General features: G+C 71.8%; 15 protein-coding genes. 5 read left to right on the forward strand and 10 right to left on the reverse strand.

Features of this window, described 5'->3' with window-relative positions; translation table 11 throughout:
• Positions 1 to 148 precede the first annotated feature (148 nt).
• Entirely contained in the window at positions 149 to 1,270 is a 1,122-nt protein-coding gene (locus BLW43_RS00930; RefSeq protein WP_093247601.1) for a PQQ-dependent sugar dehydrogenase, read from the reverse strand.
• Positions 1,271 to 1,341: 71 nt separating this feature from the next.
• Entirely contained in the window at positions 1,342 to 2,340 is a 999-nt protein-coding gene (gene hemB, locus BLW43_RS00935) for a porphobilinogen synthase (RefSeq protein WP_093247602.1), read from the reverse strand.
• A gap of 184 nt (positions 2,341 to 2,524) precedes the next feature.
• Here hemB and BLW43_RS00940 point away from each other — a divergent pair, with 184 nt between their 5' ends.
• Complete coding sequence (locus BLW43_RS00940) at positions 2,525 to 3,670, forward strand: acyl-CoA dehydrogenase family protein (protein ID WP_093247603.1); 1,146 nt, start codon at positions 2,525 to 2,527, stop codon at positions 3,668 to 3,670.
• Between the two features lie 18 nt (positions 3,671 to 3,688).
• Here BLW43_RS00940 and BLW43_RS00945 read toward each other — a convergent pair whose 3' ends face one another.
• The gene (locus BLW43_RS00945) at positions 3,689 to 4,390 is read right to left on the reverse strand and encodes a DUF599 domain-containing protein (protein ID WP_342741581.1); all 702 of its coding nucleotides are present in this window, start codon (positions 4,388 to 4,390) and stop codon (positions 3,689 to 3,691) included.
• A 91-nt stretch (positions 4,391 to 4,481) separates the two neighbouring features.
• On the opposite strand from BLW43_RS00945, the gene BLW43_RS00950 reads away from it, so the two are divergent.
• On the forward strand, positions 4,482 to 5,546 hold the full coding sequence (locus BLW43_RS00950; RefSeq protein WP_093248146.1) for an enoyl-CoA hydratase/isomerase family protein: 1,065 nt from the start codon (positions 4,482 to 4,484) through the stop codon (positions 5,544 to 5,546).
• Positions 5,547 to 5,691: 145 nt separating this feature from the next.
• On the opposite strand, the gene BLW43_RS00955 is transcribed toward BLW43_RS00950, so the two are convergent.
• The gene (locus BLW43_RS00955) at positions 5,692 to 6,297 is read right to left on the reverse strand and encodes a hypothetical protein (RefSeq protein WP_139283946.1); all 606 of its coding nucleotides are present in this window, start codon (positions 6,295 to 6,297) and stop codon (positions 5,692 to 5,694) included.
• A gap of 208 nt (positions 6,298 to 6,505) precedes the next feature.
• Positions 6,506 to 9,385 carry an excinuclease ABC subunit UvrA gene (uvrA, locus tag BLW43_RS00960; protein ID WP_093248148.1) on the reverse strand — a complete coding sequence of 960 codons (2,880 nt, stop codon included), beginning with the start codon at positions 9,383 to 9,385 and terminating at the stop codon, positions 6,506 to 6,508.
• A 286-nt stretch (positions 9,386 to 9,671) separates the two neighbouring features.
• On the opposite strand from uvrA, the gene BLW43_RS00965 reads away from it, so the two are divergent.
• Entirely contained in the window at positions 9,672 to 11,492 is a 1,821-nt protein-coding gene (locus BLW43_RS00965) for a methyl-accepting chemotaxis protein (protein ID WP_175478701.1), read from the forward strand.
• Between the two features lie 21 nt (positions 11,493 to 11,513).
• On the opposite strand, the gene BLW43_RS00970 is transcribed toward BLW43_RS00965, so the two are convergent.
• From BLW43_RS00970 to BLW43_RS00985, 4 genes are all read right to left on the reverse strand, one after another.
• Positions 11,514 to 12,044 (reverse strand): helix-turn-helix transcriptional regulator, encoded by a 531-nt coding sequence (locus tag BLW43_RS00970; protein ID WP_093247606.1) that lies wholly within the window; start codon positions 12,042 to 12,044, stop codon positions 11,514 to 11,516.
• Positions 12,041 to 12,646 (reverse strand): cytochrome b/b6 domain-containing protein, encoded by a 606-nt coding sequence (locus BLW43_RS00975; protein WP_245730866.1) that lies wholly within the window; start codon positions 12,644 to 12,646, stop codon positions 12,041 to 12,043. Before BLW43_RS00975 ends, BLW43_RS00970 begins: the two co-directional genes overlap by 4 nt.
• Before the next feature lie 12 nt (positions 12,647 to 12,658).
• Positions 12,659 to 12,946, reverse strand: coding sequence for a PepSY domain-containing protein (locus tag BLW43_RS00980; RefSeq protein WP_093247608.1), 288 nt, complete (start codon positions 12,944 to 12,946; stop codon positions 12,659 to 12,661).
• Between the two features lie 122 nt (positions 12,947 to 13,068).
• Entirely contained in the window at positions 13,069 to 13,590 is a 522-nt protein-coding gene (locus tag BLW43_RS00985; protein WP_093247609.1) for a DUF1269 domain-containing protein, read from the reverse strand.
• A 264-nt stretch (positions 13,591 to 13,854) separates the two neighbouring features.
• Here BLW43_RS00985 and ssb point away from each other — a divergent pair, with 264 nt between their 5' ends.
• Positions 13,855 to 14,370 carry a single-stranded DNA-binding protein gene (gene ssb / locus BLW43_RS00990; protein WP_093247610.1) on the forward strand — a complete coding sequence of 172 codons (516 nt, stop codon included), beginning with the start codon at positions 13,855 to 13,857 and terminating at the stop codon, positions 14,368 to 14,370.
• A 16-nt stretch (positions 14,371 to 14,386) separates the two neighbouring features.
• Here ssb and BLW43_RS00995 read toward each other — a convergent pair whose 3' ends face one another.
• Positions 14,387 to 15,448: an aldose epimerase family protein gene (locus BLW43_RS00995; protein WP_175478702.1), complete on the reverse strand. Its 1,062-nt coding sequence runs from the start codon at positions 15,446 to 15,448 to the stop codon at positions 14,387 to 14,389.
• 559 nt (positions 15,449 to 16,007) lie between these two features.
• On the opposite strand from BLW43_RS00995, the gene msrA reads away from it, so the two are divergent.
• On the forward strand, positions 16,008 to 16,655 hold the full coding sequence (msrA, locus tag BLW43_RS01000; RefSeq protein WP_093247612.1) for a peptide-methionine (S)-S-oxide reductase MsrA: 648 nt from the start codon (positions 16,008 to 16,010) through the stop codon (positions 16,653 to 16,655).
• Positions 16,656 to 16,662: the final 7 nt, after the last annotated feature.

Genomic DNA, 16,662 nt, shown 5'->3' on the forward strand with positions numbered 1-16,662 from the left:
CCGGATTCGCGGCGCGACACTACGCTTGCAGATTTCGTTAACCAGTCGATAGCCGATCGGCCGCGCCTTGTGACGCCTGTTTTTCATGAAGTTTTTTGCGCTGTGACATGTCAGATGCGTGACATGTCACGGACTCTCGACCTGGATCTCAGTCGGCCGGGGCCATCCGCAGCAGGGCGCCGTCGGCTTCGTCGGCGAGAAGCCACACGGCCCCGTCCGGCCCCGTGCGCACGTCGCGAATCCGCCCGAAGTCGCCGTCGAGAATGCGTTCCTCTGCGCCGACGCCCTGCGGGCCGACTTCGAGACGGGAGAGCAGCTGGCGCTTCAGCGCGCCCACCAGCAGCGCGCCGCGCCATTGCGGGATGAGGTCGCCCCCATAGATCGCCAGACCGGAGGGCGCAATGGAGGGGTCCCAGTAGAAGGCGGGCTGCTCCATACCCTCCTTCGCGACGCCTTCGCCGATGGGGGCGCCGGAATAGTGCGCGCCGTAGCTGATGACGGGCCAGCCGTAGTTGCGGCCCGCCTGCGGCTGGTTCACCTCGTCGCCGCCCGCCGCGCCGTGCTCGACGGTCCAGAGCCGGCCTTCCGCGTCGAGCGCCGCGCCCTGCGGGTTGCGGTGGCCGTAGGACCAGATCTCCGGCAGCGCGTCGGCGCGGCCCTGGAACGGGTTGTCCCCTGGCGCCGAGCCGTCGGGGGCGAGGCGCAGCACCTTGCCGGCATGGTCGCGCAGGTCCTGCGCGCGCGATGCCTCGCCGCGGTCGCCGGTCGTCACGAACAGCGTGCCGTCGGCGTTCACGACGATGCGTCCGCCGAAGTGGCGACCGCCCCGGGACGGCTTGTTCATGCGGAAGATGATCTTCACGTTCTCGAGCCGGTCCTCCACCAGCCGCGCCCGGGCGACCGCCGTCGCGGCGCCGCCGTCGCGCGGCTCGGCGAAGGAGAAGTAGAGCCGGCCCGACGTCTCGAAGTCGCGCGCAAGCGCCACGTCGAAAAGCCCGCCCTGACCGGAGGCGTAGACTTCGGGCACGCCGGACAGGGGGGCGGAGACCACGCCGGCCGAGATCAGCCGCATCCGGCCGGGCCGCTCGGTGACGAGCTGGCGGCCGTCGGGGAGGAAGGCCACCGACCACGGATGCTCCAGCCCCGCCGCCGCCGTCTCCACGCGCAGGAAGCCGGCGGAGCTGTCCACCACCATGGCGTCGGCGGCCAGGGCGGCGCCTGCGCCCAGGCAGGCCGCGAGGGCGAGGGCGAGGCGGCGGGAAAGGCTCATGGCTCTGCTCCGGTTCGGCGTCTGCTCCAGAGTTAGGCGCGCCGGGCGGTTTTTCAGCCCGCTTCCCCGCTTCAGGCTTTCAGCGCGCGCGCCGCCTCCGGGGCGAAATAGGTGAGGATGCCGTCGCAGCCGGCGCGCTTGAGGCACTGCAGGCTCTCCATCATCGCCCGCTCGCCGTCGAGCCAGCCGTTCGCGGCGGCGGCCTTGATCATCGAATACTCGCCGGAGACGTTGTAGGCGAAGACCGGGCAGGCGAATTCCTGCTTCAGCCGCCGGATGATGTCGAGATAGGGCAGGCCCGGCTTGACCATCACCATGTCCGAGCCCTCGGCGAGGTCCATCGCGGTCTCGCGCAGCGCCTCGTCGCTGTTGCCGGGGTCCATCTGGTAGGTCTTCTTGTCGCCCTTCAGCGCCCCGCCCGAGCCCACCGCCTCGCGGAACGGGGAGAAGAAGCAGGAGGCGTATTTCGCCGCGTAGCTCATGATGAGGACGTCATGGAAACCGGCGCCCTCTAGCGCGCCGCGCATCGCCGCCACCCGGCCGTCCATCATGTCGGACGGGCCGAGGATGTCCGCGCCGGCCTCCGCCTGCGCGAGCGTCTGGCGCACGAGACATTCCAGCGACGGGTCGTTGGCCACCTTGCCGTCGATCACAAGCCCGTCATGGCCGTCGAGGTTGTAGGGGTCGAGCGCGACGTCGAGCATCACGCCGATCTCCGGCACAGCCTTCTTGATGGCGCGGGTGGCGCGGTTGACGAGGTTCTCGGGGTTCCACGCCTCCTCGCAGGTCGCGGTCTTCAGGCTCTCCTCGGTGTAGGGGAACAGTTCGATGGCCGAGATGCCGAGCTTCGCCGCGTCTTCGGCGGCGCGCACGGCGCGGTCGATGGTGAGGCGCTCCACGCCGGGCATGGACTGCACCGGTTCGGACCGGTCCTTCCCTTCGATGATGAAGATCGGCCAGATCAGGTCGTCGGCGGTCAGCGTCGTCTCGCGGACCATGCGACGCGCCCAGGGCGCCTGACGAAGGCGGCGGGGGCGGGCGTGCGGATAGGCGGCGGTGATGGGCGGCATGGCGTTCCTCCGCTTCCATCGATGCCACGCCGCGCCCCCCGCGGCGAAAAGACAGATCGCCGCGGCTGGAGGGCGCGTGGCGAACGAGGCGTCGCGCCCTGGCCGCTTCCCGCGCCCCCGCGTTTCGCGGAAGGTTGTCTGCGGAGGCGCAGGGCGGATTCGCGCCCGTCGAAGAGGATGCGGCATGGATTTCACGCTGAGCGAGGAGCAGGCGCAGATCGTCGCCATGGTCGACGCCTTCGCCGCGGAGAGGCTCGCCCCCTGCACGGGCGAATGGGACCGGACGGCGCATTTTCCCCTCGACGTGATGCGAGGGGCCGCCGCGCTGGGCCTCGCGGGCGTGTTCGTGGACCCTGAGCACGGCGGCTCTGGCCTCGGGCGGCTGGACGGGGCGCTGATATTCGAGGGGCTCGCGAGGGGGTGCGTCTCGACCTCGGCGTTCCTCACGATCCACAACATGGTCGCCGGGATGATCGACCGCTACGGCGACCCCGAGCAGAAGGCGCGCTGGCTGCCCGCGCTCTGCGCCATGGAGACGGTGGCGAGCTACTGCCTGACCGAGCCGGGCTCGGGCTCGGACGCGGCGGCGCTCAGGACGACGGCGCGGGCGGATGGCGACAGCGGCTACGTCCTGAATGGCGCCAAGGCGTTCATCTCCGGCGCGGGCGCCTCGAACCTCTACGCCGTGATGTGTCGCACGGGCGAGGCGGGGCCGAAGGGCATCTCATGCCTGCTGGTGGAGAAGGGGACGCCGGGGATGAGCTTCGGCGCGCCGGAGCGCAAGATGGGCTGGAACAGTCAGCCGACCGCCACCGTCTCCTTCGACGACTGCCGGGTGCCGGCGGAGAACCGGCTCGGGCCGGAGGGCCACGGCTTCCGCTACGCCATGGCGGGGCTCGACGGCGGGCGCATCAACATCGCCGCCTGTTCGCTTGGCGGCGCGGCCTGGGCGCTGGAGGCCGCGACCGCGCATGTGAAGGAGCGCGTCGCGTTCGGCAAGCCCCTCAGCGCGCTGCAGGCCGTGCAGTTCAGGCTCGCCGACATGGCCACCGCGCTGGAGGCCTCGCGGCTGATGACGTGGGCCGCGGCGGACGCGCTCGACCGGGGCGACCCGGAGGCGACTAAACGCTCGGCGATGGCCAAGCGCTTCGCGACCGACGCCTGTTTCGAGATCGTCGACGAGGCGCTGCAACTCTTCGGCGGATACGGCTACATAGCCGATTACGGCGTCGAACAGCGGCTGCGCGACCTGCGCGTGCATCGCATCCTCGAAGGCGCCAACGACATCATGCGCGTCATCATCAGCCGCAAGCTGCTCGACGCCGCCTGAGCGGCGCGCAGGCCACGGCTACTTGCAGTCCTTGAGCGCCGCGTGGGGGGCGGAGAGGAACTCCCGCGACCAGACGAGCCAGCCGACGGCGACGGTCGCGGCCGCCAGCCCCCAAGGCCCGACCAGCCAGCCCAGAGCGGCCAGCGCGAAATAGAGCGAGCGCAGGCCGCGGTTGAAGTTGTGGGCGGCGCGGATGTTCAGGGCCGCGGCCATGTCGGCGCGGGGCAGGGCGCAGGGGTCCTCCGGGTCGAGCGGGACCGAGGCCATCGCGACTGCGCTGTAGGCGAAGACGCGGGTGGACCAGACGAAGCGCAGGAAGGCGTGCGCCAGAAACAGCACGACCAGCGCCAGCTTCATCCGCCACAGCAGAAGCGGCGCGCCGGCGCCGGCGAGGCCCTCGGCGGCCTCCTCCAGCGGCGCCGGGTTGCCGATCAGCGCCAGCGCGCCGCCGACCGCGATCAGCGTGGTGGAGGCGAAGAAGGCGGCGCCCTCGCGCAGGCCGGCGAGGATCGTTGCGTCGAAGATCTTCTGTTCGCGGCGGATGAACTGGCGCATCCACTCCCGCCGGTAGGTCTCCATCAGCACCGCGACCGAGGGGCGGCGGGGGCCCGGATGCTCGATGCGCCAGCCCAGCACGCCCGCCGTCAGCAGCAGGAACGCCACGGCCGCGAGGTCGTAGGGCGTCAGCAGCGCGAGCGCATCCCTGAGCGTCATCTCCATGGCGCGCCACTCTAGCGAGGCGGCGGCGGCGCGCCAGCGGAGCTTTGCTTTCGGGCGCGCGCTCGCCTATCGCAGGGCGGGGGAGGCGCGCATGGACGACATCATCTTCGAGCGGCGCGGGGGGCTTGGGCTCGTCACGCTCAACCGGCCGAAGGCGCTGAACGCGCTGACGCACGCCATGGCGCTGGCGCTGGACGCGCGGCTGCGCGACTGGCGCGACGACGCGGGCGTGCAGGCGGTGGCGATCGTCGGCGCCGGGGAGCGGGCGTTCTGCGCCGGCGGCGACGTGCGCGCGCTGTGGGAAGCGGGACGCGGCGACCCCGCGCGGGACGGCGCGCGCAACTGGCGCTTCTACGCCGACGAATACCGGCTTAACGCGCTGATCCATCGCTACCAGAAGCCCTATGTCGCCTTCATGGACGGGATCGTGATGGGCGGCGGCGTCGGCGTCTCGATCCACGGCGCGCGGCGCGTCTCGGGCGACGCGACGCTGTTCGCGATGCCCGAGACCGGGATCGGCCTGTTTCCCGACGTCGGCGCGACATGGTTCCTGCCGCGGCTGCCGGGCGAGACGGGGATGTGGCTGGGGCTGACCGGCGCGCGGCTGAAGGCGGCGGACGCGGGAGCGGCGGGCCTGTGCGACCTGCATGTGCCCTCCGCCGCGCAGGCGGCGGCTGTGGAGGCGCTGGCGGCGGCGGATCTCTCGGCGGGGCTGGCGGCGGTGGACGCGGCGCTGGCGCCCTTCGCCGCCGACCCCGGCCCGGCGAACCTGCCGCGGCTGCGCGCCGACATCGACCGGCTGTTCTCCGGCGGCGGCGTCGAGGCGGTGCTGGCGGCGCTCGACGGCGACGGCGGGGAATGGGCGGCGGAGCAGGCGGCGGCGATCCGCGCGAAGTCCCCCAGCTCGACGCGGATCGCGTTCCGGCAGTTGCGGGAGGGGCGGGCGCTTGATTTCGCGGCCTGCATGGCGCTGGAATACCGGCTGGCGCGATTCTGCATGGTGTCGCCCGACTTCTACGAAGGCGTGCGCGCCGTTGTGATCGACAAGGACGCCGCGCCCCGCTGGCGGCCGTCTGCGCTGGCTGAAGCGGACGACGCCCATGTGGCGGGCGCCTTCGCGCCGGCGCCGGCGGGCGAGGAGCTGGCGCTGGACTGAGGCGACGGCGTTGCGCCGTCGGCGCGCCGCCGCCGACCGCGGTCCTGGGTCGGGGCGACAGCACCGCCGCGCCGCCGCCTCGCGGGACTCGCGCCCCCGCCCGGTGGGCGCGGGTCGGGGCCGCGCCTGGCCTGAGATGGCCCGTTCAGTTGCTGTAGTTCGGCCCGGTGACGATGATGTAGGTCGCCGCCGCGCTCTTGGCGCTGTTGCAGGGACCGCAGAGCGTCACATGGTTGAGCGTGTCATGGCACCAGGCGGCGCGCGTCGCCTTGTCGGTGAAGCGGCCAGCGCTGTTCCAGTGGTCGACCACCGGCACGACATGGTCGATGGAGGCGGCGTTCACCGGCGCGCGATGCGCCGGATGGGCCAGCGTGCCGGCGCCGGGGCATGTCCATGCCGGGACCGGCCCGAGACTGCCCGCCAGCGGCAGGGCGGCGGCGGTCGCGACGTCGGCCTGCGCCTTGTTGCGGGCGGCCACCTGGAACGACGTCGGGTAGTTGTGGCGGCGGATGTTGATGGCGATGATCGCGCTGAGCTCCGCGCCCCAGGCGGGCCTGAACGCCGCCGCCGCCGCGACGCATTCCGCCAGCACGTCGGTGGTGTTGGAGCCGGGCTCGAAGGTGTCATAGGCGCGCTGAAGCTTGACGATGCGCGGATCGTACGTCTTGCCGGCTTCGTCCGCCATCGAGAGGAAGTCGAGGATCTTCTCGCCGAGGGCTTCGCAGTCTTGGTCCGACAGGGCCTTGGGCATGGCTCGCGTCCTTTCGCTCAGGGCGGCGCCGGAAGCGCCGCGGCTCATGCGGACCATCCCTGCCAGACCCGCGCCCGGCGCGCGGTGACGGGCGTCACCACGGGCTGAAAAGCGGGCGCCGGCGGCGGCGTCCGTCCCTTGCCCGCGGCTGCGCTCGGGGGTGGGCGCTCGGCGGGCGGCGCTGACGTCAGCGCAGGCCGGGCCGGCGCTACTCCGCCGCGATGCGGCCGGCGCGGGCGAGCATCGGGCGCAGGTAGCGCCCCGTATGGCTGTCGGGCGCGGCGGCGACATCCTCCGGCGTGCCGGTGGCGACGATGCGGCCGCCGCCGTCGCCGCCCTCCGGCCCGAAGTCGATCAGCCAGTCGGCGGTCTTGATCACGTCGAGATTGTGCTCGATCACGACGACCGTGTTGCCGGTTTCGACCAGTTCATGAAGCACTTCCAGCAGCTTCTTCACGTCCTCGAAGTGCAGGCCGGTGGTCGGCTCGTCGAGGATGTATAGCGTGCGCCCCGTCGCGCGCTTGCTCAGCTCCTTGGACAGCTTCACGCGCTGCGCCTCGCCGCCCGAGAGCGTGGTCGCCTGCTGGCCGATCTTGATGTAGCCGAGGCCCACCCGCTCCAGCGTCGCCAGCTTGTCGCGGATCGAGGGGATCGCCTCGAAGAAGCCCACGCCGTCCTCCACCGTCATGTCGAGAACCTGCGCTATGCTCTTGCCCTTGTAGAGAACCTCCAGCGTCTCGCGGTTGTAGCGGGCGCCCTTGCAGGTCTCGCACTCCACATAGACGTCGGGGAGGAAGTGCATCTCGATCTTGATGACGCCGTCGCCCTGGCAAGCCTCGCAGCGCCCGCCCTTCACGTTGAAGCTGAAGCGGCCAGGCTGGTAGCCGCGGGTCTTGGCCTCGGGCAGCCCGGCGAACCAGTCGCGGATCGGGCCGAAGGCGCCGGTGTAGGTGGCGGGGTTGGAGCGCGGCGTGCGGCCGATCGGCGACTGGTCGATGTCGATGACCTTGTCGAGGTGCTCGAAGCCTTCGATCCGGTCGCAGGGCGCCGGCGTCTCGCGGGCGCCGTTGAGGCGCATCGCGGCGGTCTTGTAGAGCGTCTCGATGGTGAAGGTGGACTTGCCGCCCCCCGAGACGCCGGTGATGCAGGTGAAGACGCCCAGGGGGATGCTCTCGGTCACGCCCGTCAGGTTGTTGCCTGTGGCGTTCACCACCCGGACGTGCTTTCCATTGCCCTTGCGCCGCTCGAAGGGCGTCGCGATCTCGCGGTCGCCGCGCAGGTAGGCGCCGGTGATCGAGGCGGGGCAGGCGGCGATGTCGGCCGGGGTTCCGCTCGCGATCACCTGACCGCCGTGGACGCCGGCGCCGGGGCCGATGTCGAGCACATGGTCGGCCTCGCGGATCGCCTCCTCGTCGTGCTCGACGACCAGCACCGTGTTGCCCTGGTCGCGCAGGCCCTTGAGCGAGGTGAGCAGGCGGTCGTTGTCGCGCTGGTGCAGGCCGATGCTCGGCTCGTCCAGAACATAAAGCACGCCCGTCAAGCCGCTGCCGATCTGCGACGCGAGGCGGATGCGCTGGCTCTCGCCGCCCGAGAGCGTGCCGGCGTTGCGGGCGAGGGTGAGATAGTCGAGCCCGACGTTGACGAGGAAGCCGAGCCTCTCGCGGATCTCCTTGAGGATGGCCGTCGCGATCTCGTTCTTCTGCTTCGTGAGGTGGTTGGGGGCGTCCCGCACCCAGTCCAGCGCCTCGCGGATGGCCATCTCCGTGACCTGGCCGATGTGGCGGCCGCCGATCTTCACCGCGAGCGCCTGCTCCTTGAGGCGGTAGCCGCCGCAGGCGCCGCAGGCGCGCTTGGCCTGGTAGCGCTCGAACTCCTCGCGAACCCAGGCGCTGTCGGTCTCGCGGTAGCGGCGCTCCATGTTCGGGATCACGCCCTCGAAGCCGCGCACGACCTCGTAGACCCGGCCGCCATCGTCGTAGCGGAAGCGGATCTCGTCCTCGCCCGAGCCGTGCAGCATCACCTGCTGCGCGAAGGGCGGCAGCTTGCGCCAGGGCGTGCTGGTCTTGAAGCCGTAGTGCTTCGCGATGGCGTCGATGGTCTGGCGGAAATAGGGCGTCTTGGTCTTGGACCACGGCGCCAGCGCCCCCTGGCCGAGCGAGAGGCCGTCATCGGGCACGACGAGGCGCTCGTCGAAGTAGAGCTCGGCGCCGAGCCCGTCGCAGGCCGGGCAGGCGCCGAAGGGGGCGTTGAAGGAGAACAGGCGCGGCTCGATCTCTGCGATGGTGAAGCCTGAGACGGGGCAGGCGAACTTCTCCGAGAAGGTGAAGCGCTCGGGCTCGGGCGTGTTCCCCTCGTCGTCGGCGGCCGGCGCGGTTTCGATGATGGCGATGCCGTCGGCGAGCTTCAGCGCGGTGGCGAAGCTGTCGGCCAGCCGCGTCTCCAGCCCCTCGCGCACCACGATGCGGTCCACCACCACGTCGATGTCGTGGCGCAGCTTCTTGTCGAGGACCGGCGCCTCGTCGAGGTCGAGGAATTCGCCGTTGACCTTCACGCGCTGGAAGCCCTGCTTGCGCAGGTCCACGAACTCCTTGGCGTAGGCGCCCTTGCGGTCGCGCACGAAGGGGGCGAGCAGGTAGGCGCGGGAGCCTTCGGGCATCGCCATGACGCGGTCGACCATCTCGGAGATCTGCTGCGCCTCGATCGGCAGGCCGGTGGCGGGCGAATGGGGCGTGCCGACGCGGGCGTAGAGCAGGCGCAGGTAGTCGTAAACCTCGGTGACGGTGCCGACGGTGGAGCGCGGGTTGCGGCTGGTGGTCTTCTGCTCGATGGCGATGGCCGGCGACAGGCCCTCGATATGGTCGACGTCCGGCTTCTGCATCATCTGAAGAAACTGGCGAGCGTAGGCCGAGAGCGACTCGACGTAGCGACGCTGTCCCTCGGCGTAGATGGTGTCGAAGGCGAGCGAAGACTTGCCCGAACCGGAGAGCCCGGTGACGACGGTGAGCGCGTCGCGCGGGATGTCCACGTCGATGCTCTTGAGGTTGTGGGCCCGCGCGCCGCGGACCGAGAGATACCGCCGCTCGGGAATGCGTCCGTCAGCCATCCGCCGCCTCCTGCCGATCAATCCCGCTACATAGCGGCGGGGAGCGCCTGCGGCGAGGGCTGGCGGCGAGAGTGTCGGCCGCCGACGGACGAGGCGTCGTTTCCTGGGCGCATCGACGCAAGTGACGCGGGCCGAGGCCGGAAAGCCGCCCAGGGCGGCGGCGATCGCCACGATGGTCGTCCGTGACGCAGGGGGAACCCCGCGCGTTATATGTCCGTTGACGATCCTCGGGGTAGTTCCGAACTTGTCCAGGGGTTGCGAAGGTGGGTTCATGCCAGCCTCACTTTTCTCGCGCAGCTTGCTTGCGGCGTCATGCGGCGGGTTCGCCGTCATCGCCGCCGCAGCGGCGGCTTTCGGCCTCGTCCCGCCCATGGCGGCGGCGGCGGCGGCGGCGCTTCTGAGCTGCGCCGCGGCTGCCTGCGCATGTCTCGCGCCCGCCGCGAGCGAACCCGGGATCCCGGCGCCGGCGGAACGGACGACGGAGCCCGACGTCGACGCTGAGCCGACGGCCGAGCCCGCCGCCACCGGCGATGAGATGCGCGCCCTGGGCGAGGCCGCGGCGCTCGTCGCCGGCGGCCGGTTCGCGGAAAGGGTCTCGGCGCCGGGCGCGGAGGCCGTTAACCGGGCGTTGGAGGCGGCGCAGAGCGCCGTGGACGAGGCCATGGCGCTGGCCGACCTGCTTTCCGGCGGAGACCTGTCAGTGACCGCCTCGCGCGCCCATCAGGGCGGCTACGACACCTTGCTGCGGGCTCTGAACGGCGTCTCGTCCAACCTGCGCGACATATTTGCGGCGGTGCAGGGCGCCGCTGCCGACATGAACGCGCAGTCGCACGCCCTCAGCGGCGACGCCGTGGCGCTGACCGGCGCCATCGACGAGCAGACCGGCGCGCTGGACGGGGCGCGGGCGGCGAGCGAGGCGCTGCGCGACGCGGTGTCGTGCGTGGCCCGAAACGCCGACGCCGGCGACGCCGCCGCCCGCCGCGCCCTGGAGGCGGCGAACCGCGCGAAGACCGGGGCGGACGCCGCGCGAACCGCCATAGGGGATCTCGTGAAACGCTCGCGGGAGATCGGCGCGCTGCTGGAGATGACCGGGATGATCGCGCAGCAAACCAAGCTGCTCGGCGTCAACGCCGCCGTCGAAGCGGCGCGCGCCGGCGAGTCGGGCCGCGGCTTCTCCATCGTCGCGGCGGAGATCCAGGCGCTCGCGGGACGGGCCGCGAAGGCCTCGCACGACATCGAGGCCAAGATCGCGCAGAACAATGAGGCGGTGGACGCAGCGGTGAAGCGCATCCAAGACTGCGTCGAGTTTCTCCGGCGCATCGACGAGGACGCCGGGGCCGTAACCGGCTCGGCGCAGGACATCCACGCAGCCTGCGCGGCGCAGAACGACGCGCTGCAAGACACGCTGGCGCGGCTCGGCGCCGCAGGCGGCGCGGCCGGGCGCGTCGGATCCATCGCCCGGCGCACCGGCGTCGCGGCCGAGGAATTGGAGACTGCGGCTGGCGGGCTGCGCCGCCGCCTGGAGGGCGTGCTGCTGCGCGACGACAGCATGGAGGAAGCGGTGCGGAGCCGCGCCGCCGAGATCGGGCGCCTTTTCGAAGAGGGCCTCGCGAGCGGCCGCATCACGATGGAGGCCCTGTTCAGCCGCGACTACACGCCGATCGAGGGCTCCAATCCGCAGCAGTTCATGACGCCGTTCGTGCCCTTTACCGATGCGGTGCTGCCGCCGGTGCTGGAAGGGGCGCTGGCGCTCGGCGAGCATGTGGCGTTCTCCGCCGCCGTGAACCTCGACGGCTTCCTGCCGACGCACAACCGCAAGTTCTCCGCGCCGCAGGGGTCGGACCCGGTGAAGAACGCCGCTCAGAGCCGCAACCGGCGCTTCTTCCAGGACCGCGTAGGGTTGGCGGCCGGCCGCTCGACGGCGCCGGTGACGATCCAGGCCTACCGGCGCGACATGGGCGGCGGCGACTTCGTCACCATGAAGGACATCAGCGCCCCGATCGTCGTGCGCGGCCGGCACTGGGGCGGCCTGCGGATCGGCTATCGGCCGCTGAGCGCTTTTGGCGCGAACGCGGCGCGGCGTGCGGCCTGAGCCGCACCTGAGAGGCGGTCGTCAGGCCTTTCCGCGCTCGCGCGAGAGCGGCTCGGCCAGCAACTCCTCGATGAAGACGCTCATGAGCTGGGCGCGGCTGTCCACGCCGGCCTTGGCGTAGACCCGGGCGCATTGGGCTCTCACGGTGCCGGCGGCCGCGCCGCGCACCTCGGCGATGGCGTCGTTGTCGAGGCCCTTAAGCGCCATCAGCGCCACGTCGCGCTCCGCCGGCGTCAGGCGCCAGCGGTCGAAGAAGCCGTCGATCACCTCGGCCATCTCGCCGCGCGCCGCCATCACGCCGCGCCGCAGCGCCTCCTGCCGCGTCAGCAGGCGGCGGAGTTCGGCCATCAAGAACAGGGTGCCGGCCGCGAGCGCGGCTGCGGCGACCGCCTCGAGCGCGAGATGCGCCGACCCCGACGCGCCGCGCTCGGTGAAGTCGAAGGCGACGTCGGCGGCGAAGAACAGCGCGCAGAGGCCCTGCACGAGGATGACGGCGGCGAGCGCCCAGGCCCGCCGCTCGCCGGTGATCGCGATGAGGCGCGGAAGCTTCATTCGACCCGCACGCCAGCCGGCACGCTCTTCCTGCCGTCGACCATGGCGCGGACCAGCCCGACGCCGGTGCGGCGGGTGTCGAGCGCGACGCCGATCAGGTGCAGCGCCACCGACGCCATGACCCAGGCGAAGGCGGCCTCATGCGCCTCCTCCACCCACTCGACGCCGAACCAGGCCGTCGTCGTCATCATCACCCCCGTCGCGCAGACCGCCAGAACGCTCAGCCACAGGTTATACGCCATCAACGCGCCGAGCGGGTTGTGCGACAGGTGCGCCGAACGGTCGCCGCTCAGGATCGCCCGTAGGTGCCGGAACGCCGCGGCCGGGGAGGGCGGGAAGGCCGAGAAGCGCGCCGGCGCGGAGCCGACGACGCCCCAGACCAGCCGCACCGCCACCAGCCCCAGCGCGGCGTAGCCGACCCATTCATGGAGCAGGTTCTCCTCCAGCACGAAGCCGTCGAGCAGGATGGCGAGCGCGAGGCTCCAGTGGATCAGCCTGACCAGCGGGTCCCAAACGTCGATCACGCGGGCGGGAAGCGCCGGGTCGGGCTGGGGTTGGCGGGCGCTTTCGCGCCCGGCTTCATCGATCTCCATGGAGGACATGGCGCGCCCCCCTCACTTGCGCTCGATCTTGGTGACGCGGCCCGAGGCGGGGCTGACGTAGAGCTCGGCCTTCTCGTCGCCCTTGACGACGTAGGCCTCGATCTTGCCGTCCTCGGTCTCGATCTTGCGGACCTCGTAGCCCATGGCCGTCAGCGCGGCGCGGACGGCGTCGGCGGAGGCGCCGAGTTCGGCGTCGACGGAGAGGGGCGTCGCGGTCTGCTGGGCGAGAACCGGGCCGGTCAGCAGCGGGCCGGCGAGCAGGGGAGCGGCGAGGACGGCGGCGAGGACGAGGGTGCGCATGGCGCGTTCCTTTCGATAGGGTCAGGCCGGACGCGACTGTCGCTCCGGCCCTCCCCATCTCGTCGCGCAGCCGCCGCCGCTCCATTGGCGGAGGGCTTATCGCGCCCCGCGTAAGCGCGCGCTTACGCCGCCGGCGGGGCGATCCGGCTCTCTTCGGCCTTCTCCACGAGGGCGCGCAGGCGCTGCTCCTGCTCCTCGCTGAGCGAGGTCTGGATGACGCGGCCCTTCTCGCGCCAGGCCTCCAGCCGCTCCAGCAGCTTGTCGCCGGTGAACTTCCGGACGAGCACGAAAAGCGCCGCGCCGCCCTCGGGCAGCGCCTCGCCCATCTCCTTCATCCGCGCATCGTCGACGCCGATGTCGGTCAGCCAGCCCGAGACGGCGCCGGCGCCGGCGCCGACCACCGCGCCGAGCAGCGGATTGAGGAAAATGAGGCCGACGAGCGCGCCCCACATCGTGCCGCCGAGCGCCCCGGCCGCGGTAAGGTTCACCGGCTGGTGCAGCCGCACCTTGCCGCCTTCCTCATGGGTGACCACGACGGCGTCCTCCATGTCGATGAGGTAGTCCTTCTGAAGCTTCGCCAGCTCCGCGCGCAGCGCGAAGGCGTCGGCGGGGTCGTCGAACGCGACGGCGACGAGATCGGCCATGTCCTGTCTCCTTCTGGAACGGTCGGACTCACCAAAGCGATGGGACGGCGATTTTCAACCGGACCGAGGGCGCGGCGCGCAAACTTCAAGAGCCTGCAATCGACTAGTCGCAAGACGGTCGCAGATGAGGCCGGATTGGCGTGGCGGCGCGCCCGGGGCCCCTTGGCGCGCCCGCCCCATGCGCCGTAGGGTCCGACAGTCGGCGGCCGGCGGGACGAATCCCGCCGCCGGGGCCGACGGCGTCGGACAAGCGGGGGCTCGGACATGGCCGGAAGCGTCAACAAGGTGATCCTGATCGGCAATCTCGGGCGCGACCCGGAGGTGCGCAGCTTCCAGAACGGCGGCAAGGTCTGTAACCTGCGCATCGCCACCTCGGAGCAGTGGCGCGACAAGGCCAGCGGCGAGCGCAAGGAGCGCACCGAGTGGCACTCGGTCGCGATCTTCTCCGAGCCGCTGGTGCGCGTCGCCGAGCAGTATCTGCGCAAGGGCTCGAAGGTCTATGTCGAGGGCCAGCTCGAGACGCGGAAGTGGCAGGACCAGAGCGGGCAGGACCGCTACTCCACCGAGGTCGTGCTGCGGCCCTACACCTCTACGCTGACCATGCTCGACGGCCGCGGCGAGGGCGAGGGCGGCGGCATGGGCCGCATGTCCGGCCCCTCCGATCCGATGGACGAGCGCGGCGGCACGGGCGGCGGCGGTCGCGGCGGCGACAGGGGCGGGGATCGCGGCGGGGATCGCGGCGCCTTCGGCGCCGATCTGGACGACGAGATCCCGTTCTGAGCGCAGCCGCTGAGGTTCAGGCCGGCGCGGCCTCGCCCTGCTCGGGCCGGCCTTTCCAAGCGCCGTCGGTCTCGGCAGCGGCCGGCGCGGGGTCAAGCGCGAGGCGCAGACGCTGGCGGTAGGGCGCTCCGGGGCCGTGGATGATCGACGGGAAGCCGGGGCGGTTGGGGCTGTCTGGAAAGCCCTGGGCCTCGAGGCACAGTCCCCCGAAAGCACTGTGGCGGGCGCCGTCGAGACCGCCGGCGACCTCGCCGATACCTGCGCCGTCATAGACCTGAAGCCCAGGCTGGTCGGTCCACAGCCGCAGGCGCAGGCCGCCGGGGGCCCAGGCCTCGGCGGCGGGCTCGCCCGTGTCGCGCGCCGGATCGAGTGCGAGGTTGACGTCGTGACCGGCGCCTTCCGGGTCCGCCTCCGCCAGCGCGCGGGGCCGTCGGAAGTCGAAGCGCGTGCCAGCGACGGGGGCGACCTCGCCGGTCGGGATCAGGTCCGCCCCGGTCGGCGTGTAGGCGGCGGCGTCGACGCGGAGCACATGGCGCCGCACGTCGCCGGGCCCGAGATTGTAGTAGGCGTGCTGTGCGAGGTTGACCGGCGTCGGCCGGTCGGCCTCGGCCGCCATGGCGTAGGTCAGCCCGTCGCGCCCGAGCGCGATGTCCACCGAGAGCGCCAGGGCGCCGGGATAACCCTGGTCGCCGTCCGGTGAGACCAGCGAGAGGCGCACCGCGCTGGCTGCGTCGTCGGTCTCCATCGCCCAGAGCCGGCGCGACAGTCCGTCCGGCCCGCCATGGAGGTGGTGCGGGCCGTCGTTGAGCGGCAGGGCATGGTCCCGACCCTCCAGCCTGAAGCGGCCATGGGCGATGCGGTTCGCGACGCGGCCCACGACAGCGCCGAACCACCGGCCGTCGCCGCGATAGGCGCGCGGGTCGGCGTAGCCGAGCACGGCGGGCGCGAGCCTGCCGCCGAGCGGCGCGCGCCAGTCGCGCAGCACGCAGCCGAGGTTGAGGATCGACGCCAGGGCGTCGCCATGCTCCAGCCGCGCCTCCATCAGCCCGTCGCCGTGGTCGATCATGTGCGCGGTCATGGCTCGGTCCTTTAATCGGGCGCCCGCCGGCGCCAGCTCCCACCGCGCCCGCGGGCGCCAGTTCGACGAAGCGGGCGAGCCGGCGCGCAGTCTCGGAATGGGGCTCCTCCCGGTCGACGGCGCGCCACGGGTGCGCTCGCGGCCGCGAAAGATCCTCTCGGCGATCCAGGGCAGGGGCATGAGCGCAGCTTCCCGATGGATCATGATGACACCGCCGCGCCCGCTGTCGAGGATGTCGCGGCGGAGGGGCTCGCCCTTGGTCCCGTCCTCGCAATAGACGTACGAACTGACCCCGCTCAAGGCCTTCATCGGCGACGGGCGGCGGCCGACGGGCGACGGTTCTAGCCGGCAGGACGGCGGGAGCTTCACGCCGTCGTCGCAGGTCGAGCCGTCCTCGGTCTAAGGCTCCGCACCCTGCGGCCCGGCCGCGACCATGCCGACAGCGACGCGGGCGCGTTCGCGGCCCGCTGAGCAGCGAGTTCGGCGCTTCGCGGAGGAACGGCGTCGACTTCCGCGGCGCTGGCGCCCATATCCACGCCGACAGACAGGAGGCCAGCCGATGTTCTTCATGCGCAAGCCCGCGACCATCCCGAGCGCCGCCGACGCGCTGCCGGGACGCGCCGAGCCGATCCCCACCGCCGAGACGCATTTCGTGCTCGGGCGCCCGCTCAATGGACCGTATCCCGAGGGCATGGCCGAGGCGATGGTCGGCATGGGCTGCTTCTGGGGTGTCGAGCGGATGTTCTGGAAGCTGCCCGGCGTGTGGGTGACGGCCGTCGGCTACGCGGGCGGGCCGACGCCGAACCCGACCTACAAGGAGGTCTGCTCGGGGCGCACCGGGCACAACGAGGTCGTCCACATCGTCTTCGACCCCGCCGAGCTGCCCTACGAGGCGCTGCTGCGCGTCTTCTGGGAGGGCCATGACCCGACACAGGGGATGCGGCAGGGCACCGACGTCGGCACGCAGTACCGCTCCGGGCTCTATGTCCATGACGCAAGCCAGCGCATGGCGGCCGAGGCGTCCCGCGCGGCCTATGCGGCGCGGCTGAAGGCGGCGGGCCATGGCGAAATCACGACCGAGATCCTCGACGCTCCGCCGTTCTACTACGCCGAGGACTATCACCAGCAGTATCTGGCGAAGAACCCCGGCGGCTACTGCGGCGTCGGCGGCACGGGCGTGAGCTGCCCGGTGGGCGCGCCGGCCTGACCGCCCC

The organism is Rubrimonas cliftonensis (assembly GCF_900107585.1).
GTDB lineage: Bacteria > Pseudomonadota > Alphaproteobacteria > Rhodobacterales > Rhodobacteraceae > Rubrimonas > Rubrimonas cliftonensis.